26 protein-coding genes are annotated in these 25,107 nt (G+C 68.1%); 11 read left to right on the forward strand and 15 right to left on the reverse strand.

Annotated elements, in window-relative coordinates; genetic code table 11:
* Nucleotides 1-70 precede the first annotated feature (70 nt).
* From ACQUQR_RS11555 to ACQUQR_RS11565, 3 genes are read left to right on the forward strand one after another with little or no spacing between them, the layout of a single operon-like run.
* A complete protein-coding gene (locus ACQUQR_RS11555; RefSeq protein ID WP_435196634.1) occupies nucleotides 71-331 on the forward strand; it encodes a glutaredoxin family protein in 261 nt (86 codons plus the stop codon).
* Nucleotides 331-852: a redoxin domain-containing protein gene (locus tag ACQUQR_RS11560; protein WP_435196635.1), complete on the forward strand. Its 522-nt coding sequence runs from the start codon at nucleotides 331-333 to the stop codon at nucleotides 850-852. Before ACQUQR_RS11555 ends, ACQUQR_RS11560 begins: the two co-directional genes overlap by 1 nt.
* 3 nt (nucleotides 853-855) lie before the next feature.
* Nucleotides 856-1,449, forward strand: coding sequence for an L-threonylcarbamoyladenylate synthase (locus ACQUQR_RS11565; protein ID WP_435196636.1), 594 nt, complete (start codon nucleotides 856-858; stop codon nucleotides 1,447-1,449).
* Here the strand turns inward: ACQUQR_RS11565 and ACQUQR_RS11570 are convergent.
* The 6 genes from ACQUQR_RS11570 to ACQUQR_RS11595 all read right to left on the reverse strand — a co-directional run bounded on the left by ACQUQR_RS11570 (nucleotide 1,432) and on the right by ACQUQR_RS11595 (nucleotide 7,567).
* Complete coding sequence (locus ACQUQR_RS11570) at nucleotides 1,432-2,076, reverse strand: CRISPR-associated protein Cas4 (RefSeq protein ID WP_435196637.1); 645 nt, start codon at nucleotides 2,074-2,076, stop codon at nucleotides 1,432-1,434. The genes ACQUQR_RS11565 and ACQUQR_RS11570 overlap by 18 nt on opposite strands.
* Before the next feature lie 33 nt (nucleotides 2,077-2,109).
* The gene (locus ACQUQR_RS11575) at nucleotides 2,110-3,201 is read right to left on the reverse strand and encodes an aminopeptidase (protein ID WP_435196638.1); all 1,092 of its coding nucleotides are present in this window, start codon (nucleotides 3,199-3,201) and stop codon (nucleotides 2,110-2,112) included.
* 80 nt (nucleotides 3,202-3,281) lie between these two features.
* Nucleotides 3,282-5,474: a heterodisulfide reductase-related iron-sulfur binding cluster gene (locus ACQUQR_RS11580; RefSeq protein WP_435196639.1), complete on the reverse strand. Its 2,193-nt coding sequence runs from the start codon at nucleotides 5,472-5,474 to the stop codon at nucleotides 3,282-3,284.
* 106 nt (nucleotides 5,475-5,580) lie between these two features.
* Complete coding sequence (locus tag ACQUQR_RS11585; RefSeq protein ID WP_435196640.1) at nucleotides 5,581-6,288, reverse strand: energy-coupling factor transporter transmembrane component T family protein; 708 nt, start codon at nucleotides 6,286-6,288, stop codon at nucleotides 5,581-5,583.
* Nucleotides 6,285-6,983, reverse strand: a complete 699-nt coding sequence (locus ACQUQR_RS11590; protein WP_435196641.1) for an energy-coupling factor ABC transporter ATP-binding protein — start codon at nucleotides 6,981-6,983, stop codon at nucleotides 6,285-6,287. Before ACQUQR_RS11590 ends, ACQUQR_RS11585 begins: the two co-directional genes overlap by 4 nt.
* Complete coding sequence (locus ACQUQR_RS11595; RefSeq protein ID WP_435196977.1) at nucleotides 6,980-7,567, reverse strand: biotin transporter BioY; 588 nt, start codon at nucleotides 7,565-7,567, stop codon at nucleotides 6,980-6,982. The genes ACQUQR_RS11590 and ACQUQR_RS11595 overlap by 4 nt, the downstream gene beginning before the upstream one ends.
* A 129-nt stretch (nucleotides 7,568-7,696) precedes the next feature.
* On the opposite strand from ACQUQR_RS11595, the gene ACQUQR_RS11600 reads away from it, so the two are divergent.
* Entirely contained in the window at nucleotides 7,697-8,296 is a 600-nt protein-coding gene (locus ACQUQR_RS11600) for a helix-turn-helix domain-containing protein (RefSeq protein WP_435196642.1), read from the forward strand.
* A gap of 300 nt (nucleotides 8,297-8,596) precedes the next feature.
* On the opposite strand, the gene ACQUQR_RS11605 is transcribed toward ACQUQR_RS11600, so the two are convergent.
* From ACQUQR_RS11605 to ACQUQR_RS11620, 4 genes are read right to left on the reverse strand one after another with little or no spacing between them, the layout of a single operon-like run.
* Nucleotides 8,597-9,139: a GNAT family N-acetyltransferase gene (locus ACQUQR_RS11605; protein ID WP_435196643.1), complete on the reverse strand. Its 543-nt coding sequence runs from the start codon at nucleotides 9,137-9,139 to the stop codon at nucleotides 8,597-8,599.
* Nucleotides 9,139-9,675, reverse strand: coding sequence for a GNAT family N-acetyltransferase (locus ACQUQR_RS11610; protein ID WP_435196644.1), 537 nt, complete (start codon nucleotides 9,673-9,675; stop codon nucleotides 9,139-9,141). Before ACQUQR_RS11610 ends, ACQUQR_RS11605 begins: the two co-directional genes overlap by 1 nt.
* Nucleotides 9,675-10,217, reverse strand: coding sequence for a GNAT family N-acetyltransferase (locus ACQUQR_RS11615; protein ID WP_435196645.1), 543 nt, complete (start codon nucleotides 10,215-10,217; stop codon nucleotides 9,675-9,677). Before ACQUQR_RS11615 ends, ACQUQR_RS11610 begins: the two co-directional genes overlap by 1 nt.
* 55 nt (nucleotides 10,218-10,272) lie before the next feature.
* Complete coding sequence (locus ACQUQR_RS11620; RefSeq protein WP_435196646.1) at nucleotides 10,273-10,824, reverse strand: DedA family protein; 552 nt, start codon at nucleotides 10,822-10,824, stop codon at nucleotides 10,273-10,275.
* An 83-nt stretch (nucleotides 10,825-10,907) separates the two neighbouring features.
* On the opposite strand from ACQUQR_RS11620, the gene hemB reads away from it, so the two are divergent.
* The 6 genes from hemB (at nucleotide 10,908) to hemL (ending at nucleotide 17,793) form a co-directional block, all read left to right on the forward strand.
* Nucleotides 10,908-11,888, forward strand: a complete 981-nt coding sequence (gene hemB, locus ACQUQR_RS11625; protein WP_435196647.1) for a porphobilinogen synthase — start codon at nucleotides 10,908-10,910, stop codon at nucleotides 11,886-11,888.
* 332 nt (nucleotides 11,889-12,220) lie between these two features.
* Nucleotides 12,221-13,648, forward strand: a complete 1,428-nt coding sequence (locus ACQUQR_RS11630) for an ammonium transporter (RefSeq protein ID WP_435196648.1) — start codon at nucleotides 12,221-12,223, stop codon at nucleotides 13,646-13,648.
* Complete coding sequence (locus ACQUQR_RS11635) at nucleotides 13,645-13,998, forward strand: P-II family nitrogen regulator (RefSeq protein ID WP_435196649.1); 354 nt, start codon at nucleotides 13,645-13,647, stop codon at nucleotides 13,996-13,998. The genes ACQUQR_RS11630 and ACQUQR_RS11635 overlap by 4 nt, the downstream gene beginning before the upstream one ends.
* A 2-nt stretch (nucleotides 13,999-14,000) precedes the next feature.
* Nucleotides 14,001-14,402, forward strand: a complete 402-nt coding sequence (locus ACQUQR_RS11640; RefSeq protein WP_435196650.1) for a hypothetical protein — start codon at nucleotides 14,001-14,003, stop codon at nucleotides 14,400-14,402.
* 276 nt (nucleotides 14,403-14,678) lie between these two features.
* A complete protein-coding gene (locus ACQUQR_RS11645; protein WP_435196651.1) occupies nucleotides 14,679-16,412 on the forward strand; it encodes an ammonium transporter in 1,734 nt (577 codons plus the stop codon).
* A gap of 43 nt (nucleotides 16,413-16,455) precedes the next feature.
* Nucleotides 16,456-17,793, forward strand: a complete 1,338-nt coding sequence (gene hemL / locus ACQUQR_RS11650) for a glutamate-1-semialdehyde 2,1-aminomutase (RefSeq protein WP_435196652.1) — start codon at nucleotides 16,456-16,458, stop codon at nucleotides 17,791-17,793.
* On the opposite strand, the gene ACQUQR_RS11655 is transcribed toward hemL, so the two are convergent.
* From ACQUQR_RS11655 to pyrE, 5 genes are all read right to left on the reverse strand, one after another.
* Nucleotides 17,790-18,044: a glutathione S-transferase N-terminal domain-containing protein gene (locus ACQUQR_RS11655; RefSeq protein WP_435196653.1), complete on the reverse strand. Its 255-nt coding sequence runs from the start codon at nucleotides 18,042-18,044 to the stop codon at nucleotides 17,790-17,792. The two genes, hemL and ACQUQR_RS11655, sit on opposite strands and share 4 nt — an antisense overlap.
* Nucleotides 18,045-18,149: 105 nt before the next feature.
* Nucleotides 18,150-19,580, reverse strand: coding sequence for an arylsulfotransferase family protein (locus ACQUQR_RS11660; RefSeq protein WP_435196978.1), 1,431 nt, complete (start codon nucleotides 19,578-19,580; stop codon nucleotides 18,150-18,152).
* A gap of 257 nt (nucleotides 19,581-19,837) precedes the next feature.
* Nucleotides 19,838-21,211, reverse strand: coding sequence for an NCS2 family permease (locus ACQUQR_RS11665; protein WP_435196654.1), 1,374 nt, complete (start codon nucleotides 21,209-21,211; stop codon nucleotides 19,838-19,840).
* A gap of 228 nt (nucleotides 21,212-21,439) precedes the next feature.
* Nucleotides 21,440-22,150: a phosphoribosyltransferase family protein gene (locus ACQUQR_RS11670; RefSeq protein ID WP_435196655.1), complete on the reverse strand. Its 711-nt coding sequence runs from the start codon at nucleotides 22,148-22,150 to the stop codon at nucleotides 21,440-21,442.
* A gap of 70 nt (nucleotides 22,151-22,220) precedes the next feature.
* Nucleotides 22,221-22,742 carry an orotate phosphoribosyltransferase gene (gene pyrE, locus ACQUQR_RS11675; RefSeq protein WP_435196656.1) on the reverse strand — a complete coding sequence of 174 codons (522 nt, stop codon included), beginning with the start codon at nucleotides 22,740-22,742 and terminating at the stop codon, nucleotides 22,221-22,223.
* Between the two features lie 182 nt (nucleotides 22,743-22,924).
* On the opposite strand from pyrE, the gene nasA reads away from it, so the two are divergent.
* Complete coding sequence (gene nasA, locus ACQUQR_RS11680; protein ID WP_435196657.1) at nucleotides 22,925-24,949, forward strand: assimilatory nitrate reductase NasA; 2,025 nt, start codon at nucleotides 22,925-22,927, stop codon at nucleotides 24,947-24,949.
* The last annotated feature ends 158 nt before the right edge of the window (nucleotides 24,950-25,107 follow it).

Genomic DNA, 25,107 nt, shown 5'->3' on the forward strand with positions numbered 1-25,107 from the left:
GGGGGGAAGATTAAGGGTTGTCATAACCGGGGGCGACACGCTTAGGGGATGGACGGTCGTATCCCGTCGCATGTCGGAGGACTCGGCCATCACGCTGTACCGATTGCAGGCCTGCCCGTTCTGTGAACGGGTCGTCCGCGTCCTGCAGGAGAACGACGTGCCCTACACGTCGCGGTTCGTCGACGCCCGCCACTCCCGGCGGAACGTCGTCAAGCGACTCACCGGCGCGCGCACCGTCCCGGCCATCGTCGACGAGAACACCGGCGTGACGATGTCCGAGAGCGCGAACATCGTCCAGTACGTCGAGAACACCTACGGGGGTGAGGCGTAATGGACCTGGATTTCGACGTCGTCGAGCTGCCCGCCGCCGAGAACCTCGAAGCCGGCGCGCAAGCGCCCGACTTCACCCGCCCGCTCGTCAACGACGAGTTCTGGGAGGACGTGAGCCTCTCGGAGCTCTACAGCGAGAAACCGGTCGTCCTCGTCTTCCACCAGATGGCGGGGGATTTCCCGCCGACGTACATGTTCCAGGAGATCCGCGACCGCAACTGGACCGACTGGGACGCTCACGTCCTCGGGCTCTCCATCTCCACCCCCTACGAGTTCAAGTCGTTCATCCGCGAGTGGCGTGATTTCGAGCAGTTCCGCTTCTTCTCGGACCCGCAGAACGAGGTCGCCGACGCCTACGGCCTCGTCCACGACCTCGACGGGATGACCGGTATCCAGGAACCCCGGCCGGCCGTCTACGTCATCGACACCGACGGCACCGTCGCCTACGAGTGGGTCTCCGAGGTGTGGCCCGACTTCCCGCCGTACGACGAGATCGAAGCGGCCGTCGAGGACCTGCTGTAGGGGATGCCGACCGACGCCGAGTACGACCGCGCAGCGGCCGCCCTCCGGGAGGGTGAACTCGTCGTCTACCCTACCGAGACGGTCTACGGGCTGGCCGCGCTCGCCACCGATGCCGACGCGGTCGAGTCGCTGTTCGAGGCGAAACAGCGGGCGAGAGACAAACCCGTCTCCGTCGCCTATCCCTCGACCTCGGCCGCCGCCGACCAGCTCCCGCTCACCGAGCGCGAGCGTCGGTTCATGGATAGGTTCCTCCCCGGACCCGTGACCGTCGTCGTCTCTCGAGGCGAGCTCCCCCCGGCGCTCACCGGTGGGGGTGACCGCGTGGGCGTGCGCGTCCCCGACCACCCCGTCTCGCTCGCGCTCTTAGAACGCGTCGCCCCCATCACGGCGACGAGCGCGAACGTCTCCGGCCGGGCGAGCGCCCGGACCGTCGCCGACCTCGACCCCGAGATCCGCGCGGCGAGCGCCGTCGTCCTCGACGGGGGCGAGACCCCCGGCGGGCAAGGCTCCACCGTGGTCGACATCGAGGAAGGCGTCGTCCACCGCGAGGGGCCGCTCGTCGAGGAGATCCGCGCGTGGCTAGCGCGAGAGGAGTGACCGGAACGTTCGCGTTCGCGTCCCACACTGCTCGCGATACTCGCAGGGTTCACACCGCGCGTCGCTGACCCGTGCGGGCGGGCCATCGATGCTTCTCGCGACCCCGAGCGCCTCCCGATACTGGGCCTTTCCGCGCGTCCCGGTGTTCACCCGTCTGACGACGCCGTGTGCGGGGTACTCCACGTACGCCTCCTCGACCTCGGCTCCCTGCTCCCACGACAGCGCCTTCGCCGCGGCGACCGCGCGGACGGTCTGGGGCTTCCAGACGCCCTCCTCGGGGGGTGCGCCCGGCGAGACGATGCTCACCGCGAGGGGGTCGGTCAGGACCTTGTGGGCGATGCCGCGGGCGTCCTTCCCCTCGAGGAAGACCGCTCTCCCCGCGGGGGCCGTGAGGTCGTCCCACCGCGCGAGTCGCTCGCGCGTACAGGCGAGGGTCGTCCGCCACTGGGTGGGCGTCACGTCGATCGGCTCCCCGGAGAGGTCGCCGTCGAACAGTTCGTCGTAGCGGAAGGCCAGCTCGCGAACCGCGGCCACCTCGGCGGGTGGGCCGATATCGGGGTCGCGCCAGCGGTAGTAGAGCTTGCGCGGGCAGTACGCCGCGGTGGCGAGGTCGGAGAACGCCTGCATCGGGGGGTCTGGTCCCCTCTCCCTACTTGAACTTCAGGCGTCGAAGCCGTCTTCGAACCAGAACCGGCCGTCGCGCTGGACCGTCTCGCCGTCCACCTCGATGCGCGTGTCCTCGCGCATATCCACGAGGAAATCGACGTGCGTGGCGCTCTCGTTCGTCTCGCGCGCGTCGGGGACGCACTCCGCCAGCGCGTCGCCGAGCGCGAGATGGACGGTGTCACCCATCTTCTCGTCGAAGAGGATGTTGCCCGAAAAGCGGTCGATCCCGCGGTTCATGCCGATGCCGAGTTCGCCCAGTCGGCGGGACCCGTCGTCCGTCTCGATGATGGCTTCGAGGGCGTCCTCGCCGCGCGTCGCGCCGAACTCCACCACCTCCCCGGCCTCGAACGCGAGCCACGCGCCCTCGATGCGCTTGCCCGCACGAAGGCGAGGAAAGTCGAAGTGGACGGTTCCCTCCGCGGAGTCGATGACCGGCACGGTGGCCACCTCCCCGTCCGGCATGTTCCGTTTCCCGTGGCAGTTCACCGTACTCATTCCGGCGATGGAGAGCGAGAGGTCCGTGCGGTCGCCCGCGACGATGCGTACCTCCTCGCCCGCTTCGAGTTTCGCCGCGACCCGCGCCTGCTTCTCTCTCTGGGCCTCCCAGTCGTGGTCGATGGCGTCGTAGACGAAGTCCGCCCACGCGTCGGTCCCCATCTCGGCGTTCTGCGCGTCGGCGCGGGTCGGGTGCTGGGTGATGACCCACCGGGCCTGGAGCCGTTCCTCGAGGACGGGGGCGTTCGCCTCGCTGTTCGCCTGCGCCTTTTCGGGGGCGATATCGTGCCCCTCCATCGCGTTCGCGTTGCCGGCGACGAGGATGACGGCGTCGGCCTCGGCCATCGCGGCGCGTTCGTGCTCCTTCGTCTCGAAGTCCTCGACGGCCAGCTCGCGGGCGTACGCGGCGCCGGCACGAGGGTTCCGCCACTGGAGCAGCGGGAGGGCACCGCGTTTTCCCAACTCCGTGTGGAGGGCGACGACCAGCTCCTCGGCCGCGGCGGGGGCCTTGATGAGGACGTAGTCTCCGTTCTCGATGTCGGTGGCGTGCTCGACCAAGAGTTCGGCGTGCCGTCGGATGCGAGAATCCATACGGATGGCACTCGGGGAGAGGGAAAAAACGTGAGCCGGAGGCGGAGTGGAAGTGAAACTGAAGCGCGGTCGAGAGTGCGTCAGTCGTCGGCCGGGGCCGCCGCGCCGGACGCGTCGGAGACCGTGACGCCCTTCGTGTCGAGCGCTTCGATGAGCAACTCGGCGATGTCCACGATCTCGATGTCGTCCTCGAAGCCGCCGGTCTTGCGACCGTCCTCGTACATCGTCATACACATCGGGCAGGCGACGACGAACTTCTCGATGCCCGACCCGGCTTCGGTGTCCTCCAGCGCCTCCCGCAGGCGTTCCTCGGAGGGTTTCGTCTCCTCTTCTAAGTCCATCCAGAGGCCACCGCCACCGCCCCCACAGCAGAAGGAGTTGGCGCGGTTGCGCGGCATCTCGTAGAGGTCACAGCCCGTGGCGCGCACGAGCTCGCGTGGGGCCTCGTACTCGTCGTTGTACCGGCCGAGATGACAGGGGTCGTGGTACGTGACGGTGTACTCCAACTCGGTTCCATCGAGCGGGAGCTTCCCGCCCGTGACGAGCTCCTCGACGGCCTGCGTCCAGTGGAGCACGTCGACATCGCCGCTCTCGTTCCAGAATCCTTCGATCTCGAAGGGCATCATCGGGTCGTCCGCGAACTCCTCGAAGTCGACCTCCGGGTACTCGTTTTTGAACGTGTTGTACGAGTGGGGGTCCGTACAGACGATCTTCTCGAAGTCGCACTCGTTCCACGTCTCGACGTGGTGGCCCGCGAGTTCGAGGAAGAGGAACTCCTCGCCGACGCGCCGGATGTCGTTGCCATCGTACTTCTCGTCGTCGAAGAGGATGCCGAAGCTCACGTCCGCTTCTTTGAGGAGGCGGGCGAGCGAGCGCGCGACCTTCTTGTTGCGCTCGTCGTAGCTCGGGTAGTCGCCGACGTACCAGAGGTACTCCACCTCCTCCTCGCGGACGTCCGTCAGCTCGAACTCGAGCTCGTCGGCCCAGTCCGCGCGCTTGCGGGGGGCGTCGCCGAACGTGTTCCCCTTCTGCATGAGGTTCTGGAAGACGTCCTGCACGGAGGGTTTGATCTCGCCCGTATCGGTGAGCTGGCGATTCAATCGCGTGAAGCTCTTCAGGTGCTCGATCTCGACGGGACAGGCGTCCATACAGGCCATACAGGCCATGCAGGACTCCATCGTCTCCGCGGCGATGACGGAGTCGCCACCGTCCGCGATGATGGGTTTCTCCTCGCCGCCGGCGTCCACGTCCTCGCGGTAGGCCTTCAAATCGAGGATGACGTCACGCGGGTCCAGATTGCGCCCGGAGGCGTTCGCCGGGCAGACGGCCGAACAGCGCCCACACTTCGTACAGGCGTCCTGGTCGAGCAGCTCCTTCCACGAGAAGGAGTCGATGGAGTCGGCGCCGGTGTCGGCGTCCAGGTCGGCCGGAATGCCGGGGAGACGCTTGCCCGCCTTCTCGTCGGCGGTGACGATGTTGGCGAAACTCGAGATCATGTGGAACGGCTTCGCGTACGGAATGGCCGCGATGAAGACGAACGCGAGGATGGCGTGGGACCACCACGCGAGTGGGTACACCGCGTTGGCCATCGCGGGGTCCATCCCGCCCGCCTGGAACACGTCCTTCACGAACCAGCCGACGAACGAGACGGTCTCGAAGGAGACGTCACGGGTGGCGCTCGTCCCGAGGATCCGCAGGCCTTCGGTGACGTAGCCGCCGACGCCCAGCAGGAACAAAGACCAGACGAGGAAGTCGTCCTCCCAGTCGGTGTGTTTCCCCCACAGCCGCTCCTTCCGGTCGGCGTAGCGCCGCCAGAGGGCGATGCCGACACCGATGACGAACAGGAAGCCCATCGCGTCCATCACCAGCGAGTAGGAGAGATAGAAGTCGCCGACGAAGAAGGAGGGCTGACCCAGCGCCTTCGTCCAGATGTCGAGGTCGATGGCGAGGATCGTGGTCCCGATGAGCAGCGTCAGAAAGCCCCAGAGGATGAACGCGTGCATGATGCCGCCGACCAGGTCGCGATTGAACTGCTTCTCGTTGGAGGCGACGATCTTGGCGGCGCGAGCGACCCGGCCGGGCAGGTCGTCCAGCCGCTCGAACCAGTCGTCCGTGCCGCGCGTGTAGCGCTCGAAGCGGCTGTAGACCCCCCACGCGAAGACGAAGACAGTCACCACGGCGAGGTAGTAGAACACCACCTCACCCACCGGAGTGATCTGCCAGAACGTCTCACGCGTGATGGGCTCCGCCTGTAGCGGGAGCGTGAGTGTCATATATTGGCGCACGGGTAGCAATTCGCTTAAGTCTTCTCACCCGGACACGCGAATTTCGCCGCCTCACCCGTGCCGTCGCCCGATAATCTCTCCACGGGCGGACAGTTTACAGGGCCGCCGAGATGGCGAGAGCGAGGGCGAACAGCAGGACGGGAAGGTCCCATCGAGTGAACCGTAGACGGGGAAGGGTCGGGTTCCACGCGAAACACCGCGAGCGCAGCGCGAGCGAGAAGGTGTCGGCCCGGGCGAACGCGCGGTTCAGCCCCCCGATGGCGACGAACTGCATCCGTTCGTGGAGCGGTCGCTCGTCGCCGAGTCGCGCCCGGTTCGCGTCCCGGACGCGTGCGAGGTCGCGTCTGAGTACCGGGAAAAAGCGGAAGACGAACGCGACGCCCATCCCCAGCAACTGCCCCGCTTTTCCGGGAATCGTCCGCTGGATGGCCGCACGGGAGTCCTGCACGGGGGTCGTCCGGACGTACGCCGCGCTGACGAAGAGCAGCAGTAGTACCCGGTAGGAGGCGAGGGCAGGGAACCGCGCCTCCGCGAGGGAGAACCACGGCGCACCGAGCGTGAGGCCGGCGAGGAGAGGTGCCATGAGCAGGAACGGGAGGAGGTATCTGAACTCCGTGAGCGCCGCGCGCGGGTCCGTCCGCGCGCCGACGAGCACGACCCCAGTGACCCCCGTGAGGACGAGCAATCCCTGCGGAGTCGTGTGGGCGAACGCCGCCGCGGCGAACGCCACCTGCACGAGCAGTTTCGACCGGGGGTCGAGCCGATGGGCGAACGACTCGCCGGGTTCGTACGCGAGGGTCACGGTCGACGCACGTCGTGACCTTCGAGGTCGTCCAGCACCGCCTCCGGGGTGTCGTCGAGGGCGACCCGACCGTCGCGCATGACGACGACGCGGTCGGCGTGCTCGATGAGGTCGCGCAGGTCGTGGGTGACGACGATGAGGCCCGTGCCCGACGCAGCGAGGGAAACGAGCCGATCGAGCACCGACTTCCGGGCAGGCCAGTCGAGTCCGGTGAAGGGCTCGTCGAGGACGAGATGGGACGGCTCCATCGCCAGCGCGCCCGCGATGGCGACGCGCGCCTGTTCCCCGCCGGAGAGCGCGTCGATGCGCTCGTCCGCTCGTCCCTGCATGTTGACGGCCGCAAGAGCGTCCGCGACCCGGCGGTCGATCTCCTCGTGCGAGAGTCCCAGATTCTCCGGGCCGAACGCCACGTCCGCGCCGACGGTGGCCGCGACGAACCCGTCGCGGGGGTCCTGAAACACCATCCCCACCCGGGTGCGCGCGAACACGGAGTGCTCGGTCACGTCGCGGTCGTCGACCAGCACCGTCCCCGTATCGGGTGCCAAGAGACCGTTCAGATGCCGGACGAGGGTCGTCTTCCCGGAGCCGTTCGCGCCCGCGAGGACGACGAACTCCCCGTCGGCGAACGAGCAGGAGACCCCGTCCACGGCGACGGTGTCACCGTAGCGGTGGACGAGCTCCCGGACCTGGATCATCCCGCGGTGACGGCGTCCGAGCGAACGATGCCGACCGCGGCCGCGATCTTGAACGCCTCCGCCGGGAGGAAGGAGGCCGCGCCGGCGACGAACGCCTCCACCGGGCCGAGCCCGGCGATGACGATGAGCCCGAGGATGCCGAGCGCGTAGATGACCAGCGTGCCGAGGACCATCGCGCCGACGAGTCGCGGGACCCCGGCCTCACGCGGGCTGCCGAGCGAGAGCCCCTGGTGGACGACCGCGCCGATGAGCGCCGCCGCGATCGGATACGACCAGAGGTAGCCCGCCGTGGAGCCGACGAGGACGCCGACACCCGACGAGCCGCCCGCGAAGATGGGCGCGCCCACCGCGCCCGCGAGCAGGTAGAGCACCATCGAGACGCCACCCCACACCGGCCCGAGCAGGATGCCCGCGAGGAAGACACCCAGCACCTGCAGCGTCACCGGAACCCCCGCCGACGGGAGGGGGTTCGGGAACGAGACGAACGCGAACGCGCCCGTCAGCGCCGCGAGCAGGGCCGCCCGCGCGAGGTTGACGACGACCTCGTCGCCCACCGCGTCGACGTTCTCGTACTCCGCACTCATCGTGACCACCCGTGCTGTTGCATACGCGAGCGTTCTCGTAAACCACATTGAAACTACCGGTTGACGGGTTCGGAGAACGGGTACCACCCACCACCGTTAAATAGCCTCCGCGAGTCATTACACAGTCAGATGGACGAGAAGACCGAGGAGCTCCGCGAGATCTTCATGGACGTCGCCGGTGGCGACACCGTCACCGAACGACAGGAGGAGAGCCGCGGCTCGCTCTCCACCGACGAGGCCCGCGACGACGACTACCTGGAGAGCGTCGTCCGCTCGATGCGCGAGCGCTACGACTTCTCCACGGAGCTCTCCGATTCGGCACTCGTCACCGTCGTCCGCGGGTTCTACGAGGGCGCGGGCGACAGCGACATCGCCGACGACCTCGGCGTCGACCGCCGGGTCGTCTTCCGCGCGCGTACCGACCTCCAGCTGGTCCGCGACCGCGACCGCGACGCCCCGTTCGACCTCGACGAACTCCGCGCGCTCCTCGACGAGGGACTCGCCGTCACCGAGATCGCCGACGAACTCGACGTGAGCGAGTCCACCGTTCGCCGCTACCGCCGGGTCGTCGAGGCCCAGCGCAACATCCAGCGCACCGGCGAACGCTACCTGGAGGAGTTCCGCGACGCCTTCGTCGATCTCGATCTCGGCGCCTCGATGACCGACGACATGAAAGAGGACGGGCTGGAGGACGCGACGGAGGGGATGGAGACGAACACGAGCTTCTAAACCCACCTTTTTGCGCCTCGGGTCTCCTCGCGCGCCTTCGGCGCGCTGTGGGGACCACTCGGCGCAAAAATCTGGACCAAAAAGGCCGCAGGCTCGCGATGCTCGCCTGCGGTGAACCTCGCTCGGGCGCAGGCGCGCCCTCGCTCGGACATCCCGCCAATTGCGTGGTTGGCCTCGTGGCCGAGGGTTTTTGCCACAGAACGCGACCAGCACGGCCCATGCAGTAACGAGAGGCGCGGCCGGGTCACGGCGGGAGTGTGACTCGCCCGGTCGCGACGGTCACGAGTCGCCTGTTCGATTCTACTCCGAGTACCACTCGTCGCGGAGCTGGCCGAACCGGATGGCGTCGACCCGCTCACCGTCGATGAACTTCGCCTCGCGTTCGACCGCTTCGCGTCGGAATCCCAGTTTCTCGAGGACGCGCTGGGAGGGCTCGTTCGGCGCGAAGACGGCGGTGCGGAGCTTCGCCACCCGGAGCTCGCCGAAGGCGTACTCACAGAGGAGCTGCGTCGCGGCGGTCGCGTAGCCCTCGCCCTGGTGGGCGGGGTCGACGAGCGCCGCGAACCAGCCCGTCCCCTCGTGGTGGTCGATCCGGCTGATGCTGACGAAGCCGACCGGTTCGTCGCCGTCGACCGGGGTGACGATGAAGCTCGGCGGATTGTCACCCTTCACGACGTGCTTCTCGTAGTGGTCCTCCGAGCTATCGACGGAGAACGCCTCGGGACCGCGGTAGTAGCGACGCACCTCGGGGTCGTTCATCCACGCCGTCACGGTCGGGATGTCCTCCTCCTCGTAGACGCGGAGCGCGACCGTGTCGTCTTCGAGGAACGCGGGACCCGGCATCAGGCCCCACCCCACTCCGACGCGAGGAGCCCGAAGAGATGCACGTCCATGCGCTCCCCCTCGACGTACCCCTCGCCAACGAGGACGCCCTCCTCGGTGAACCCGAGCTTCTCCATCACGCGCATCGAGGGCGCGTTCTCGGCGTAGACGTAGCTGGAGAGGCGATGGAGCCGCAGGGCGTCGAACGCGTGGGTGACGACCTGCCGCGCCGCGTCGGTGGCGTACCCCTTCCCGTGGTACTCCGGGGCGATCGAACAGCCGATGCTCGCGGTGCCGTCGTGCTGGTCGACCCGGAAGATGCCGATATCACCCACGGGTTCGTCGTCGACGCAGATGAGGAGCCAGACCCCGCCGTCCTCGCCGCCGGGGTTCTCCTCGTGTTCGTGTTCGTACTCGGCGAGCGACTTCGGGACCTCGTTGCGGAGGAGCCGTCGCACCTCGTGGTGGTTCCCTTTCGCGTGGAGGAACGGGAGGTCGTCCTCCTCGATGGGGTGGAGAGTGACCTCCTCGCCCCGGAGGAACACCGGCCCCGGCATCAGCGGTCACCCCACTCCGACGCGAGGAGGCCGTAGAGCACGACGTCGACGTGCTCACCCTGCACGAACTTCTCGTCGCGCTGGATCCCCTCCTGCGTGAATCCGATGGACTCGAGGGTCGCCTGCGAGGCGTCGTTCGGCGCGATGGCGCGGGCGCGGAGCTTGTGAAGCCGCCGCTCCGCGAAGGCGTACTCGACCATGAGCTCGGTACCAGCGCTCCCGTAGCCGTTCCCCTGCTCGTCGGGGTCGACGTAGCAGGCGAGTTCGGCCGTGCCGTGGGCGTCGTCGATGTCGAAGACGACCACCTTGCCGACCGCACGCGACTCACCCGCGGGTGAGATGACGAGGCCGACCGCCTCGTCGGTGTTCTCGCTGTGGCGTTCGAACGCCTGTTCCGCGGCGTGGCCGTTCTGTGGAGCGTTCGTCGTCAGTCCCCACCTGATGCGGGGGTCGTTGGAGAGCCGCTGGAGGAACTCGACGTCCTCCTCCTCCTCCGTCCGGAGGTCGACGTGCTCGCCACGTCTGAAGATGGGACCGGGCATACCCGGGAGGTGAACAGGAGAGTGAAAAAGCCTTCCGTGACGGTGTGAACCCCTCTCACAGGATGCCGAGCGCGCCCATCGTCAGCGCCGCGAGGATACACTCGAACGAGAGGGTGCCGAGCGCGGAGAGGACGACGAACTGCCGGTCGGACATCTCCGCGAAGCCGGCGGGGACGGTGAACATCCCCCTCGTAAACAGCAGCGAGTTCGAGACGGGGACGACGACGGGGCCCCAGCGGTCGAACCAGCCGTCGAACCGGTCGAGTTTCTCCTCGGAGATGGAGAACCACCGCTTCTGGAGGAGATACTCGCGGCCGCCACGCTTCGCGAGCGTGAACAGCGCGAACTGCCCCGCCGTCGCGCCGACGACGGCGATACCGACGATGAGGGCGTTCGTCTCCAGCGTCCCGCCGACGAGGACGATAGCGGCGGGGACGATCCCCTCGCTCGGCATGAAGTACATCAGCATCGCCCCCTCGAGGACGAACACGCCGAGGAGGATGAGGAAGGCGTACTCCGAGGCGAAGACCTCGCGGAGGACGGGCGTAGCGGTCTCGATGACCTCGCGGATGTACCCGGGGACATCGGCCTGCGCGGGGATGAGCATCTACCCGGAGTAGTTCGGTGGCCGGTAAATCCCTTTTCCAACGCGAGCGACGCGGTTTTTAGCCTCCACGGAGAGGGGGAGATATGGACCTCACCGACCGACCGCGCCGGCTCCGCGCGGACGGCATTCGCCCGCTCGTCTCCGAGACCTCGCTCTCCGCCTCGGACCTCATCGCCCCCGTCTTCGTCGACGCCACCACGGACGAACGGGTGCCCATCCCCTCGATGCCGGGCCACGAGCGCGTCCCCGTCTCGGAGGCGGCCGCGCGCGTCCGGGAGCTCCAAGAGGTGGGCGTGGAGTCGGTGATGGTGTTCGGCATCCCCGCCTCGAAGGACCCGGAGGGCTCCGGCGCCTGGGCCGACGACGGCGTCGTCCAGCGGTCCATCGGGCGCATCAAGGCGCAAACGGGGGCCTACGTCATCGCGGACCTCTGTCTCTGCGAGTACACGAGCCACGGCCACTGCGGCGTCCTCGAGGAGGACGCCCAGTCGGGCGACACGATGACCGTGAAGAACGACGAAACCCTAGAACTCTACGGCAAGATCGCGGTCTCGCAGGCCCGTGCGGGTGCGGACATGATCGCTCCCTCGGGGATGATGGACGGGCAGGTCGGGGCCATCCGCGAGGCGCTGGACTCCGCGGGCTTCGAGCACACCCCCATCATGGCCTACGCCGCGAAGTACGCCTCCGCCTTCTACGGGCCGTTCCGCGACGCCGCGGACGGCGCGCCCGCCTTCGGCGACCGGAGCCACTACCAGATGGATCCAGGAAATAGACGAGAGGCGATGCGCGAGGTCGCCCTCGACGTGGAGCAGGGTGCGGACGCGCTGATGGTGAAGCCCGCGCTGCCGTATCTCGACATCGTGCGCGACGTGCGCGAGGGGTTCGACCACCCCGTCGCCGCGTACAACGTCTCCGGCGAGTACGCGATGCTCCACGCCGCGGCGGAGAAGGGGTGGCTCGATCTGGAGGAGGCGGCCTACGAGTCGCTGCTCTCCATCAAGCGCGCCGGTGCGGACCTCATCCTCACGTACTTCGCGGAAGACCTGGCAAGCCGGCTGTAGCGGGGTCGAATTACGAACGTTTGCGACGATTTCCTGCCCAAACGGAGCGCGCACCAGCTCACGAGTGGACGTTCGGCGTATTTTTCGGTTGACAGCCGTCCAGTTCTCGTTGACGTAGTCATCCGGTTTTCCGACGAAGAACGACCTTATACAGCTATTATTCTCACCAATTTTGGACGTTTGACCTTGTATTCGTGAGAATTTGTGAAACACCCAACCCAACCATTATATACCAAAACTCCGTGAGCCCGAAGCGAGTACGAGATGACGAACATAGTCAAAATAGTAGAAAACATGGACGATTGCGGTAGCAACGGAGGTATCGAGTAACGATGTTCGAGCCGCTGCCGCTGCAGGGTGACATCACGGCCATCGCGAACAGCGTCAACGCGGTGTGGGTGCTGCTGGTGACCTTCCTCATCTTCTTCATGCAGCCCGGCTTCGCGCTGTTGGAGGCGGGGCAGGTCCGCGCGAAGAACGCGGGGAACGTCGTCATGAAGAACATGTGGGACTGGTCCGCGGGGGTACTGGTGTTCTTCCTGGTGGGGGCTGCGGTCTCCACCATCGCGGGGGTCCTGACGACGCCCGGCGCGTCGCTGGATCTGGCCGCGGCGTTCGGCTACATCAACGACCCCGGCTCGTGGGTCGGCTGGCTGTTCGGCGCGGTGTTCGCCATGACGGCCGCCACCATCGTCTCCGGGGCCGTCGCGGAGCGCATCAAGTTCTCCGCGTACGTCATCTACGCGCTGGTGCTGACGGCGTTCATCTACCCCGTCGTCGCCGGCTTCGCGTGGGGCGGTGACGGCCTGCTCTCGAGTGCCGGCTACCTCGGCCAGGCGCTTGGCGGCGTCGGCTACAAGGACTTCGCGGGGGCGACGGTCGTCCACGCGCTCGGCGGCATCGCCGGGCTCACCGCCGCCTACATGGTCGGCCCGCGCAAGGGCCGCTTCGACGAGAACGGCGACGCGAACCCGATTCCCGGCCACTCCGTGCTGTTCGCCGTGATCGGGACGCTCATCCTCGCGTTCGGCTGGTACGGCTTCAACGTCGGCACGCAGGCGACGGTGCTCACCGGCGAGGGTGCGTTCAACGGCGAGGCGCTCGGCCGCGTCGCGCTCAACACCACCCTCGCGATGGGCGCGGGGATGGTCGCGTCCACCCTCGTCACGACGGTCTGGGAGGGCAAGCCCGACCCGCTGTTCGGCGCGAACGGCCTGCTCGCCGGCCTCGTCGCCATCACGGGGGCCTGCGCCCACGTCTCGTGGCCCGGTGCCCTCGTCATCGGCATCATCGGCGGCGTCCAGACCCCGCTCGTCTACCGCTGGGTCGTCGACTCGCTGAAGATCGACGACGTCTGTGGCGTCTTCGCCGTCCACGGTTCGGCCGGCTTCATCGGCACCATCCTCATCCCCTTCTTCGATGTGGCTGGCTTCTCCGTGAACCAGCTCATCATGCAGATCGCCGGCAGCGCGGTCATCGGCGTCTGGACGGTCCTCACGACGATGGTCGCCATGGTCGCCATCGACCTCACGGTCGGGCTGCGCGTCAGTGAGGAGGAGGAGGAGATCGGGCTCGACCAGGGCGAACACGGCATGTCCGCCTACCCCGAGTTCACGGCCGACTCCGGTGACCGCCCCGCGGTGGCCGACGGCGGGATGGTCCCCGGGTCGGTCCGCACCGACGGCGGCGAGGAGCGCCCGACGGGGAGCCGTGCGGACCTGGCCGAACGCTTCGCGCCCAGCGGGGGTGACGACGAATGAGCGAGAGCGACATCGAGATGGTGGTCGCCTACATCCGCCCGGACAAGCTCTCGGACGTGAAACGCGGGCTGGCGGAGGTCGGCGCGCCGTCGCTGACGGTGACGAGCGTCTCCGGCCGTGGCTCCCAGCCCGCCAAGAAGAGCCAGTACCGCGGCGAGGAGTACACCGTCGACCTCCACCAGAAGGTGAAAGTCGAGTGCGTCGTCGCGGACATCGAGGGGGCGGACGTGGCCGAGGCCATCTGCGAGGCCGCGGCGACCGGCGAGCCGGGTGACGGGAAGGTGTTCGTCATGCCCGTCGACTCGGCCTACCAGATCCGCACCGGGAAGACCGGGCTCGAGGCCGTCTGAGCGTGACCGGGCTGCCCGACGGACGGGGGGCCACGGCACGCGACGCGGTCGGTCGTGCGGCGGTCGAACGGGCGGTGGATGGGGATGCACTCGAAACGGACGCGATACGGGGGTACGCGCCGCTCGTCAACTACGACGCGCTGGACGAACGGACGGTCGTCGTCCGGCTCACCGTCGCCCGGCCCGACGTGGCCGGGGTGGCCGCGATGCTCCGGGCGGCCGGGGCGGTCTCGATCTTCGAGCTGACGGGGACGGAGAACCTCTTTGCCGTCTGCCGCTTCACCGACGACGCGGCGCGGCAGGCGTTCCTCGCGGCGCTGGCGACCGACGACCGCGTCACCGGGGTGGAGGCGAACGTCGCCCTCCGAACGGTCGTCGAGGGGGACGCGCGCGGCCTGCTGTAGGCGGCGCGCACCCCAAAATACCGGGATTCCTGCGCGAGCACGGTGGACAGTCGTACAGCCTCGCGGCCGAAAACCCCCACATTCCCTGACGAAGAACGACCTTATACAGCTATTATTCTCCCCAATTTTGGACGGATGCTCCTAATACAGAGAATTACTTGCCGAATTTCAAGCAAACGATTATATGGGTGGACTCCATCACGCCAGAGCGTAACAGAGGTATACAAAGATGGTAGAATACAACATAGATGTGGACGAGCGTCCACGTGATTGCGAATGAGCGTACCAGTTCTGCAAGTAGACGTGGCGACACTCGCCGAGGGGGTCAACCTCCTGTGGGTGCTCACCGTCACCTTCCTCATCTTCTTCATGCACGCCGGCTTCGCGATGCTGGAGGCCGGGCAGGTCCGGTCGAAGAACGTCGCGAACCAGCTGACGAAGAACATGCTCACGTGGAGCATCGGCGTCATCGCCTTCTTCCTCGTGGGCGCGGGCGTCTCGACGCTCGTCGGTGATCTCACCGGCGGCCGGGCCGTCGAGCTCGGCGTCATCACCGCCACGTGGTCCGCCGGCTCCGCCGGCTGGGTGAGCTGGCTGTTCGGCGCGGTGTTCGCGATGACCGCGGCCACCATCGTCTCCGGGGCCGTCGCCGGCCGCGCGAAACTCCGCGCGTACGTCACGTACACCGTCCTGCTCGCCGCGGTCATCTACCCCGTCGTCGTCGGCTTCACCTGGGCCGGCGGCGTCCTCGCGAACATCGGCTACCACGACTTCGCGGGCGGCGTCATCGTCCACGGGATGGGCGGCGTCGCCGGCCTCACGGCCGCGTGGATCATCGGTCCCCGGATGGACCGCTACAACGCCGACGGGAGCGTGAACGTCATCCCCGGCCACTCGCTGACGTTCGCCGTGCTGGGCACGCTCATCCTCGCGTTCGGCTGGTACGGCTTCAACGTCGGCACCGCCGCCTCCGTCTTCAGTAGCGGGGAGGCCGCGGAGGGCGTCCTCGCGCTCGGTGCGTTCGACTACGTGGGCCGCGTCGCGCTCACGACCACGCTCGGCATGGCCGCGGGGGCCATCGGTGCCGGCGGCATGGCGCTGTACAAGACCGGCAAGGTCGACACGCTGTACGTCGCCAACGGCATGCTCGCCGGGCTCGTCGGTATCACCTCCATCACCGACGATATCCTGTGGGTGGGCGCGCTCTTCGTCGGCCTGCTCGCCGGCGCACAGCTCCCCATCGTGTTCAACGTCGTCGAGAAGCGCCTGAAGATCGACGACGTGTGTGCGGTGTTCCCCGTCCACGGCTCCGCGGGCCTGCTCGGGGCGCTGCTCTACCCCGTCGTCGCCGTCCCCACCTGGGCGAACGGCTTCGACGCGGGGTTCTTCACGAGCGCGCTGGTGGGCCAGATCGCGCTCGTCGTCCTCGTCACCGTCTGGACCGTCGCCGCGACCGCCGCGGTGTTCGGTCTCCTGAAGGCGATGGGCGAGGCGCGCGTCTCGGCCGCCCACGAGCGCGAGGGGCTCGACGTCTCCGAACACGGCGTCGACACCTACCCCGAGTTCGGTCGCCCCGACACCGCCGCCGACGGCGGGTACGTCGAGGGTACCGAGGTCGTCCGCACCGACGGCGGCGAGGAGGTCATCCGCACCGACGGTGGGGAGTCCCCCATCAAGCTGGTGATGGCCTTCATCCGCCCGGACAAGCTCTCGGCCGTGAAGGGCGCGCTCGTCGACGTGGGCGCCCCCTCCATCACCGTCACGAACGTCTCCGGCCGCGGCTCCCAGCCCGCCCGCAAGGGCCAGTGGCGCGGTGAGGAGTACACCGTCGACCTCCACCAGAAGGTGAAAGTCGAGTGCGTCGTCGCCGACGTGCCCGCCGAGGACGTGGTCGACGCCATCGCCGACGCCGCCCACACGGGCGAGCCCGGCGACGGCAAGGTGTTCGTCCTCCCCGTCGACGCCGCACGCCAGATCCGCACCGGCGCGGAGGGGCCGGAAGCGGTGTAGAGAAAGGGTGGGGATTTTCGTCCCTGCGTGAGAACGCGGGGGTATGAACCACGACCGCTCGCGCGAGCTGTACGACCGCGCGCTCTCCGTGCTCGCCGGGGGCGTGAACTCCTCGGTGCGCGCGACCCGCCCGTCACCCTTCTTCATCGAGCGCGGCGACGGCGCCCACGTCATCGACGCCGACGGCAACCGCTATCTGGACTACGTGATGGGCTACGGCCCCCTGCTTCTGGGGCACACGATGCCCGAGGAAGTCCGCGCCGCCGTCCAGCAGCACGCCAGTCAGGGGCCGATGTACGGCGGTCCAACCGAGGTCGAAGTCGAACTCGCGGAGTTCGTCACCCGCCACGTTCCGTCGGTCGAGATGCTCCGGTTCGTCAACTCCGGGACCGAAGCGACCGTCTCCGCCGTGCGCCTCGCTCGCGGCATCACGGGCCGGGACAAGATCGTCGTCATGCAGGGCGGCTACCACGGCGCCCAGGAGTCCACGCTCGTCGAGGGGGAACCCGGCGACGTCCACCCCTCCACGCGGGGGATTCCCGAGTCGTTCGCGGAGCACACGATTCCGGTGCCGTTCAACGACCCCGGCACCGCCCAGGACGTTTTCGAGGCCCACGGCGACGAGATCGCCGGGGTGCTCGTCGAGCCCGTTTTAGGCAACAACGGCATCGTGATGCCCGTCGACGGCTACCACGGGACCCTCCGGAACCTCTGTGACGAGTACGGGTCGCTGCTCATCTTCGACGAGGTCATCACCGGCTTCCGGGTCGGCGGGCTCCAGTGTGCCCAGGGGACGTTCGGCATCGAGCCGGACCTCACCACCTTCGGCAAGGTCATCGGCGGCGGGTTCCCGGTCGGTGCCGTCGGGGGGAAGACGGAGCTCGTCGAGCAGTTCACGCCCTCCGGGTCGGTGTTCCAGTCCGGGACGTTTTCGGGGCATCCGGTGACGATGGCCGCCGGGCTCGCCACCCTCGAGTACTGCGCCGAGAACGACGTGTACGACCACGTGAACGCCCTGGGCGAGAAGCTCCGGTCGGGCCTGCGCGACATCGTCGCCGACCAGGCCCCCGAGTACACCGTCGTCGGGACGGACTCGATGTTCAAGGTGCTGTTCACGCGCGCGGACTCACCCCCGCAGGCGGACGACTGCGCCACGGGCTGTTGTCAGGACCCGTCGTGTCCCCGCTTCGACGACTGTCCGAAGACCGGTGCGGATGTCGGCAAGGGCGAGACGGAACGCTGGGAGCGGCTGTTCTGGCAGTCGATGAAGGAGGAGGGCGTCTGGCTCACGGCGAACCAGTTCGAGTGTCAGTTCGTCTCCGACGCCCACACGATGGAGGACATCGAGCGGACGCTGGAGGCGTACAAGACCTGTCTCTAGGCGGCCGCGCCGTAGGTCTTCTCCAGGTACGCGACGATGTCGTCGGACTCCGGCATCCCCTCGATGCCGTGTTCCTTGTCGACGAGGACGGGAACGCCCGTCTGGCCGCTCACCTCCTGCACCTCGGTGCGCTCGTCGTGCGAGCGGGGCACCTCGTGGGAGTCGTACTCCAGGTCGAGTTCCGCGAGCTTCTCCTTGACTTTCGCACAGTACGGGCAACCCGGGAGTTCGTAGAGTTCGAGGTTTGCCATCACCGGTGGTAGGGACGGGCGACTTAAGAGCGTGGCGAGGGTGTGCGGTCGGGGTGCATCGCGGCCGGCGCGAACCGAACCGCCGGAACGCATCGCCGGCAGTCGTCAGGCGAATCGCCGGGTGAGCGCGACCGCGCGGGCACGAATCACCTGCCGGTGGACGAGCGCCTCGGTCAGGCCCCAGCCGAGGAGGACGAGGACGGCGAGCAGCGCGTACAGCAGGTCCCAGCCCGTCATCCAGACGGGCATGACCCACGGTGCGAGATGGGCCCACGTCCGGGCGAACTCCGCGCCGGGGGCTTCGAGTGGCGTGCCGGTGAACGCCCGGCGAATCGTCCCCTCGACGGAGGTTCGGTCGCCCGTGCCGGGGACGAGCCCCGCGCTGTTCGAGAGCGCGTAGCTCCCCGTCGCGTTCTGGTCGGCGATGGTCGGGCCACGCGACGAGCCACCCATCGCGGGGCGCTCGGCGTCGTACGGCCCCCACGTCGCGTAGAACTCCCAGACGATCTTACCCTGGGGCGTCACCTCGACGACCCGGTTGTTCAGCGAGTCGGTGATGAGCGTGTTCCCGTTCGGTAATCTATCGGCGTCACGCGGCCAGTTGAACGAGTCGGCGCCGACCTCCCACGTGCGCTCCCACGTGCAGTCCGCGGGCGGGGCGTCCATCGGGTCGCCCGAACACCGGCGTTCGTACTCCACGACCCGGTCGTTCTCCGAGTCCGCGACGACGATAGTGGGGTGTCCGTCCTCGCTCACCAGGAAGTCGGGGTTGTGCTGCTCGTAGAGTATCTCGTGGTTGCCGTCGGCCCCCAGACGCATCTCGATCTCGTCGGTCGTGCGGTTGACGACGATGACCTGGTCGAAGTTGCGCGGCGAGGCCAGCACGCGGTGCTCGTCGATGCGGTCGACGTCGTTGACGTGCGTCCAGTCCTCGTTGAAACCGCCATCGGTCGAGTTCGGGTAGTGCTCGCGGAACAGCCACTCCCAGGTGATCTCGTCGGTCGAGCGGTTGTAGACGACGAGCCGGTCGTCGCTCCGCGAGTGCGAGGCGTTCCAGTTGCGCATGTTCGCGATGAGCAGGTCGCCGTTCGGGAGCAGATCCACGTCGTGGGTGTCGTGCATGTGGAGCGTCTCCGTCCAGACGCGCTCGCGCGTCTCGGGGTCGAGCTCGTAGACCGTCGTCAACGGCGTCCCCTGCTCGCGTTTGGTGGAGACGACGAGGAGGTTCCCGTTGGCGAGCGGGTCCACGTCGTACACCCACGCGGCCCCGACCTCCTCGCCGAGGTAGGTCCACTGCGGGTTCCCTCGCTCGGAGGCGGAGACGACGCGGGCGGGCTTCTTCTCCGAGCCCTGCCCGGAGAAGTGGAACCCCTGGATGCCGACGACGGTGGAGCCGTTGGCGGGGGACTCGATGGTCCCGGGCTGGAGGCTCGTCTCCTCGTAGGTCGCCGCAGACATCGCGGAGGGCGTGAGGAGGACGAGGACCAGAAGGACGGTCGCCGCACGGACCAGCGTGCGGCGTGGTGGCAGGTCCATATCTACACGCAGGAGGAGAGATAGGAACCTTTTGTGGTTCGGTCCGCGCCACGCGAAGCGGGCGCGGACGAAGGACCACGCGAAGCGGGCGCGGACGAAGGACCACGCGAAGCGGGCGCGGACGAAGGACCACGCGAAGCGGGTCCGGAGCGCGACCCACCAACGGGGGTCGCGCACGCGCCACGCGAAGCGGGCGCGGACGAAAGACCACGCGAAGCGGGCGCTCGGAACCGGGAGAACGGAGAGAAGGGAGCCGTTCAGACGACGGCCTGCAGGACGCCGCTGGTCTGGACGTAGAAGTAGACGACGAAGGCGGCGGCGAGCCCCCACTGGGCGGGGCGCACGTCGGCGGCCTCGCCGGCCGCGACCTTCACGATGGGGTAGGAGATGATCCCCGCCGCGATGCCGTAGCCGATGTTGAAGGTGAACGGCATGATGAGCACCGTCAGCCCCGCGGGAACGGTGTGGGTGATGTTGTCCCACTCGATGTCCGTGATGTTCGAGAGCATCACGACGGCGACGACGACGAGCGCGATGTGGCTCGCGTACAGCGGGATCGCCGCGGCGATGGGGACGAAGGCGAGCGAGACGAGAAAGAGCAGGGCGACGACGAGCGCGGTCATGCCCGTGCGGCCACCCTCCTCGACGCCCGTGGCGGACTCGATGTAGGTGGTGACGGTCGAGGTACCGAGGATGCCACCGACGGTGGTGCCGACGGCGTCGGCCATCAGCGGTTTCTCGATCTCGGGGAGGTCACCGTCCTCGTCGAGGAACCCCGCGACCTGCCCGACCCCGGTGAGGGTGCCGGCCGTGTCGAAGAAGTCCACGAAGAAGAAGGTGAAGACGATGAGCGCGAAGGAGAACGGCTCGACGAACTCGAAGCCCTCGATGAACGCCCCCAGCACGGGCGTGATGTCGTACTGCGGGGCGGGGATGCCGCTCGTGAGCGTCCCCTCGCTCACCATCCCGAGGAACTCCGCGCCGTAGCCGAGCGCGGTGGTGAGCAGGATGCCGAGGATGATGGCGCCGCGGACGCCCGCGACGTAGAGCGCGAAGGTGAGGAACAGCCCGAGGACGGAGAGGGTTGCCACGGGGTCCGAGGCGATGGGGCCCAGCGTGATGAGCGTCGCGTCGCTGTTGACGACGATGTTCATCTCCTGGAGGCCGATGATGGCGAGGAACGCGCCGATACCGGAGCCGACCGCGAACTTCACCGGCTCGGGGAACGCCTCGATCAGGTACTTCCGCGCGCCGACGGCGGTGAGGAGGATGAACAGGATCCCCTCCACGACGACGGCGGCGAGCGCCGTCTGCCATGGGATGCCGAGGGTGAGGACGACGGTGAACGCGAAGAAGGCGTTCAGGCCCAGCCCCGGAGCCTGCCCGAACGGCCGATTCGCGTAGAGTGCCATGACCAGCGTCGCCACCGCGGCGGAGATGATGGTGACGACCGCCAGCATCTGGATGGTCTCGACCTGACTGTACCCCTCGATCTGGATCGCGTTCGACAGGATTCCGGGGTTGACGATGACGATGTAGCTCATCGTCAGGAACGTCGTCAGCCCGGCGAGGACCTCCGTCGTGAGGTCCGTCCCGTGTTCATCGAACCCGAAGAACTCTGCAAGTGCCATGTTGCAAGTACGAGCACAAGCGAACAGATACTACTTAATGATTTCCGTATTTTTCGGCACAACTGTGCATATACGTGGGTAACTGACGGGGGGCAGGAGGGGCGACCCGGGCCGTGGGAGTTTATTCCCACACGGGAAGCCACGAACGATGCTCACCCGCTCACCGTCGCGCGCCGGGGGACCGATTCGTGTCAGGAAGGCGGATTCTCTGCAGGTTCGGGAGCCCGACTACAGCGACGCCAGCGCGCCGACCGGCGCGTCCGTCCGTTCCTTCGCGCGTTCGATCCCCTCCTCGCCGGCGCCGATGAGCGCGAAGACGCCGCCCACGTCGGCCCCGGAGCGCTCCGCGATGTCGAGCAGGAGCTCCTGCGTCTCGCCCGAGCGGATGAGGTCGTCCACGACGAGCACGGTGTCCCCCTCGTCGATGGCGCGGGCGGGAAGGTAGTAGGTGAGTTCGATGCCCGACGCCAGCCGCTGGCGCGACTCGATGAACTCCTCGACGGCCGTCTCCTTCGACTTCTTCGCGTACGCGACGGTCGCGCCGAAGTGGCTCGCCATCGCCGCCGCGAGGGTGATGCCGTCCGTCGCCGCCGTGAGCACCACGTCGGGCGTCTCGAACGCGAACGCCTCCGCGGCGATGGGGGCGATGAGGTCCAAAAGCGCCTGGTCGAAGACGACCCGGGAGTTGTCGATGTATCCATCAGAATCGCGCTCGATGCGCGCTTCCAGCTCCGTCGCGAGCGTCTCCCGACCGATGCCCGCGACGACCTCGCGCGCCCGCTCGACGCCGGGCAGGACGTGGCCGTTCACGTACCGGTTCAGGTCGCCGGCCGGGAGGCCCGTCTCCTCGGCCAGCTCGTCGTACGTGCGCGTCTCCTTCAGCGTCCGCAGGACCGCGACCGCCTGCAGCTGGAGGGCGGCCTTCTCGGCTCGGTTCATACCGGTATGCACGCCTACGCAACCATGAATACGTCGAAATGAAACGAGGACGAAGTGACCAGGAAGGTGGCTATCGGTCGGCCAAAAGCTCGGACGCCGTGAGCAGCGACTCCAGCTCGATGTCGTGTTCCGCGAGGTTCTCGCGGGCGCCCTCCTCCCGGTCGACGACGACGAGCACGCGGTTCACGACCGCACCCGCCTCCCGCAACGCCTCCACGGCGTCGACCGCGGACTGCCCCGTCGTGGCGATGTCCTCGAGGACGACGACCTCCTCGCCCGCCTCGAACCGCCCCTCGATGCGCTTTGCCGTGCCGTACTCCTTCGCCTTCTTCCGGACGATGACGTAGGGGTTGCCCGACTCGACGGCCGTGACGGCCACCAGCGGCACCGCACCGAGCGCGACGCCCGCGAGTTTCGTGTCACCGACGCGTTCGGCAAAGGCCTGCGCGATGAGTTCGAGACACCGGGTGTCCGTCTCGAAGAGGTACTTATCGACGTAGTACTCGCTCGTCCCGCCGTGCGAGAGCTCGAACTCGCCGAATCTGACGGCATCCGCGTCCCGGAGCGCCCGGATGAGGTCCTCGTTCGCCATACGCGGGTGTGCCGGGAGCGAGGGCATAAACCGCCCGATGCGGAACGCGGATACGTGATGGACGTTCGTCCTGCTTTCAGTCAGATATCGAGACGTTCAGGCAGAGTTACTCCTTTATTCCTCGACAAACTGGATTCGACGAGAGCAGTGTTCGAAACTATCGTACTTCCGAGTGAGGCACCGTGAGCGAGTGGGTCCACACCACCTGCGTGCGGTGTGCCGTCGGCTGCGGCCACCTCCAGCGTGGCGTCGAGTCGGGCTACGGCATCGACACCGTCCGCGGGGACGCGACCCATCCGACGAACAGCGGGCTCGCCTGCCAGCGCGGCATCCGCGAGACGGCGAACCCGGAGGGGGAGTGGCTCACCCGGCCGCTCGTCCGGCGGGACGGCGAGCTCCACCCGACCACGTGGGACGTGGCGCTCGACATCGTCGTGAAGCGCTTCCGAACCCTCGTAGCGGAGAACCGGGATGCCGTCGCCGTGCTCGGCAGCGGCCAGCAGACGAACGAGGCGGCGTACCTCCTCGGCAAGCTCGCCCGCGGGGGGTTCGGCACGCGCCACTACGACGCGAACACCACGCTGTGTATGGCGAGTGCGGTCACCGCCTACTACGACGCCTTCGGGAGCGACGCGCCCCCGCCGACGTACGACGACATCCCGGACGCCGAGACGCACGTCGTCTGGGGCGCGAACCCGAGCGTCGCCCATCCGGTCATGTACCGGTGGCTCACCCAGAGCGCCCTCGGCGGCGAACTCATCGTCGTCGACCCCGTGCGCACGCAGACGGCCCGCGACGCCGATCTCCACGTCGCCGTCGAGCCGGGGAAGGACCTCCAGCTCGCCCGTGCGGTGCTCGCCCACCGCGTCGAGACGGGCGGGGTCGACCGCGCGTTCGTCCAGGCCCACACGACGGGGTTCGACGCGCTCCGTGACTCGCTGCCGGACCCCGGGGAGGCGGCCGAGCGCGCCGGCGTCGACCGCGCCGACGTGGCGGCCATCGCCGACGCCCTGGACGACCGCACGCTCGTCTACTGGGGGATGGGGGTCAACCAGAGCACCAACGGCACCGCGACCTGCGGCGCGCTCATCGACCTCTGTCTCGCCACCGGGAACATGGGGGAGGGCGCCGGCCCGTTCTCGCTCACCGGCCAGGCGAACTCGATGGGAACCCGCGTCTGCTCCGCGAAGGGGACCTGGCCCGGCCACCGCGAGTTCGAGGACCCCCGCGAACGGGAGATCATGGCCGCCGCGTGGGGCGTTCCCGAGGCCCGGCTCCCCGACGACCCCGGCCCCGGTCCGGTCGGCATCGTCGAGGCCACCGACGAGACGGTCGAGGCCGTCTGGACCGTCGCCACCAACCCCGCAGCGGGGCTCCCGGACGCCTCGCGCGCCCGCGAGCGTCTGCGCGACACCTTCCTCGTCGTGCAGGACGCCTTCCACACCGAGACGGTCGAGCTGGCCGACGTGGTGCTGCCCGCCGCGACGTGGGGCGAATCCGAGGGGACCGTGATGAACATGGAGCGGCGCGTCTCGCGGGTGCGGGCCGCGACGGACGTGCCCTCCGGGGTCCGCACCGACCTCGATATCATCGCCGCCGTCGGCGAGGGGGTCTGTCCGGGGCTCCTCGGGACGCCGACTCCCCGAGAGGCGTTCGAGGAGTTCGCCTCGCTGACGGCGGGGACCCCCGCGGACTGTCAGGGGATCGGCTACCCCCGGCTGGAGGCGGAGGGAGCGGTGCGGTGGCCCGCGCCCGACGCGGTCTCCGAAGGGGGGTACCGCTACCGCGAGGACGGCGGCTGGCGGTTCCGCACGCCCGACGGCCGGGCACGGTTCTCGTCGGTCGTCGCCGGCGAGCTCGTCGAGCCCACCGACGAGGCGTACCCGCTGACGCTGACGACGGGCCGCGAGGCGGACGCCTACAACACCGGTGTCCGCACGCGCGCGGACGGCGCGGGACCACCCGTCGCGCGGGTCACCCCCGAGGCCGTCGAGACGCACGGCGAGGCGGCGACGCTCACCTCCCGGCGTGCGAGCGTCGAGGTGACCCTCGAACCCGACCCCACCGTCCCGCCCGGGGTGGTCTGGCTCTCCATCCACCACCCCCGGACGAACGAGCTCACCACCCCCGCGCGGGACCCGCGCTCGAAGGAGCCGAACTTCAAGCAGTGCGCCGTGCGCCTCGATTCGCGAACGTCCAACGAGTGAGCGATTTAATTCCTTAAACACGCAGTATCCGTTTTAGTACTGGCCGTTCGGAACGCTTTCTCCCCGAGAGAGTTTACGGATGTCCACGCTGAATCCTATAGTCGTTCGTCCCTCGGGTTCGCGTGTGAACTGCAACACGTTCGACCACGGAATCGGTG

Origin of the sequence: Natronomonas sp. EA1 (assembly GCF_051195035.1) — an archaeon.
In the GTDB taxonomy this organism is placed as follows: Archaea; Halobacteriota; Halobacteria; order Halobacteriales; family Haloarculaceae; genus JBNTJV01.

Bases quoted from the DNA above. Each gene is read 5' to 3' on its own strand.
- ACQUQR_RS11580 (WP_435196639.1), bottom strand. From the start codon at position 5,474: ATGACACTCACGCTCCCGCTACAGGCGGAGCCCATCACGCGTGAGACG.
- ACQUQR_RS11565 (WP_435196636.1), top strand. From the start codon at position 856: ATGCCGACCGACGCCGAGTACGACCGCGCAGCGGCCGCCCTCCGGGAG.
- ACQUQR_RS11605 (WP_435196643.1), bottom strand. From the start codon at position 9,139: ATGCCGGGTCCCGCGTTCCTCGAAGACGACACGGTCGCGCTCCGCGTC.
- ACQUQR_RS11655 (WP_435196653.1), bottom strand. From the start codon at position 18,044: ATGGCAAACCTCGAACTCTACGAACTCCCGGGTTGCCCGTACTGTGCG.
- hemB (WP_435196647.1), top strand. From the start codon at position 10,908: ATGGACCTCACCGACCGACCGCGCCGGCTCCGCGCGGACGGCATTCGC.
- ACQUQR_RS11595 (WP_435196977.1), bottom strand. From the start codon at position 7,567: ATGAGTGCGGAGTACGAGAACGTCGACGCGGTGGGCGACGAGGTCGTC.
- ACQUQR_RS11665 (WP_435196654.1), bottom strand. From the start codon at position 21,211: ATGGCACTTGCAGAGTTCTTCGGGTTCGATGAACACGGGACGGACCTC.
- ACQUQR_RS11660 (WP_435196978.1), bottom strand. From the start codon at position 19,580: ATGGACCTGCCACCACGCCGCACGCTGGTCCGTGCGGCGACCGTCCTT.
- ACQUQR_RS11570 (WP_435196637.1), bottom strand. From the start codon at position 2,076: ATGCAGGCGTTCTCCGACCTCGCCACCGCGGCGTACTGCCCGCGCAAG.
- ACQUQR_RS11620 (WP_435196646.1), bottom strand. From the start codon at position 10,824: ATGCTCATCCCCGCGCAGGCCGATGTCCCCGGGTACATCCGCGAGGTC.
- ACQUQR_RS11600 (WP_435196642.1), top strand. From the start codon at position 7,697: ATGGACGAGAAGACCGAGGAGCTCCGCGAGATCTTCATGGACGTCGCC.
- pyrE (WP_435196656.1), bottom strand. From the start codon at position 22,742: ATGGCGAACGAGGACCTCATCCGGGCGCTCCGGGACGCGGATGCCGTC.
- ACQUQR_RS11560 (WP_435196635.1), top strand. From the start codon at position 331: ATGGACCTGGATTTCGACGTCGTCGAGCTGCCCGCCGCCGAGAACCTC.
- ACQUQR_RS11555 (WP_435196634.1), top strand. From the start codon at position 71: ATGTCGGAGGACTCGGCCATCACGCTGTACCGATTGCAGGCCTGCCCG.
- hemL (WP_435196652.1), top strand. From the start codon at position 16,456: ATGAACCACGACCGCTCGCGCGAGCTGTACGACCGCGCGCTCTCCGTG.
- ACQUQR_RS11630 (WP_435196648.1), top strand. From the start codon at position 12,221: ATGTTCGAGCCGCTGCCGCTGCAGGGTGACATCACGGCCATCGCGAAC.
- ACQUQR_RS11645 (WP_435196651.1), top strand. From the start codon at position 14,679: ATGAGCGTACCAGTTCTGCAAGTAGACGTGGCGACACTCGCCGAGGGG.
- ACQUQR_RS11615 (WP_435196645.1), bottom strand. From the start codon at position 10,217: ATGCCCGGTCCCATCTTCAGACGTGGCGAGCACGTCGACCTCCGGACG.
- ACQUQR_RS11575 (WP_435196638.1), bottom strand. From the start codon at position 3,201: ATGGATTCTCGCATCCGACGGCACGCCGAACTCTTGGTCGAGCACGCC.
- ACQUQR_RS11610 (WP_435196644.1), bottom strand. From the start codon at position 9,675: ATGCCGGGGCCGGTGTTCCTCCGGGGCGAGGAGGTCACTCTCCACCCC.
- ACQUQR_RS11635 (WP_435196649.1), top strand. From the start codon at position 13,645: ATGAGCGAGAGCGACATCGAGATGGTGGTCGCCTACATCCGCCCGGAC.
- ACQUQR_RS11670 (WP_435196655.1), bottom strand. From the start codon at position 22,150: ATGAACCGAGCCGAGAAGGCCGCCCTCCAGCTGCAGGCGGTCGCGGTC.
- ACQUQR_RS11590 (WP_435196641.1), bottom strand. From the start codon at position 6,983: ATGATCCAGGTCCGGGAGCTCGTCCACCGCTACGGTGACACCGTCGCC.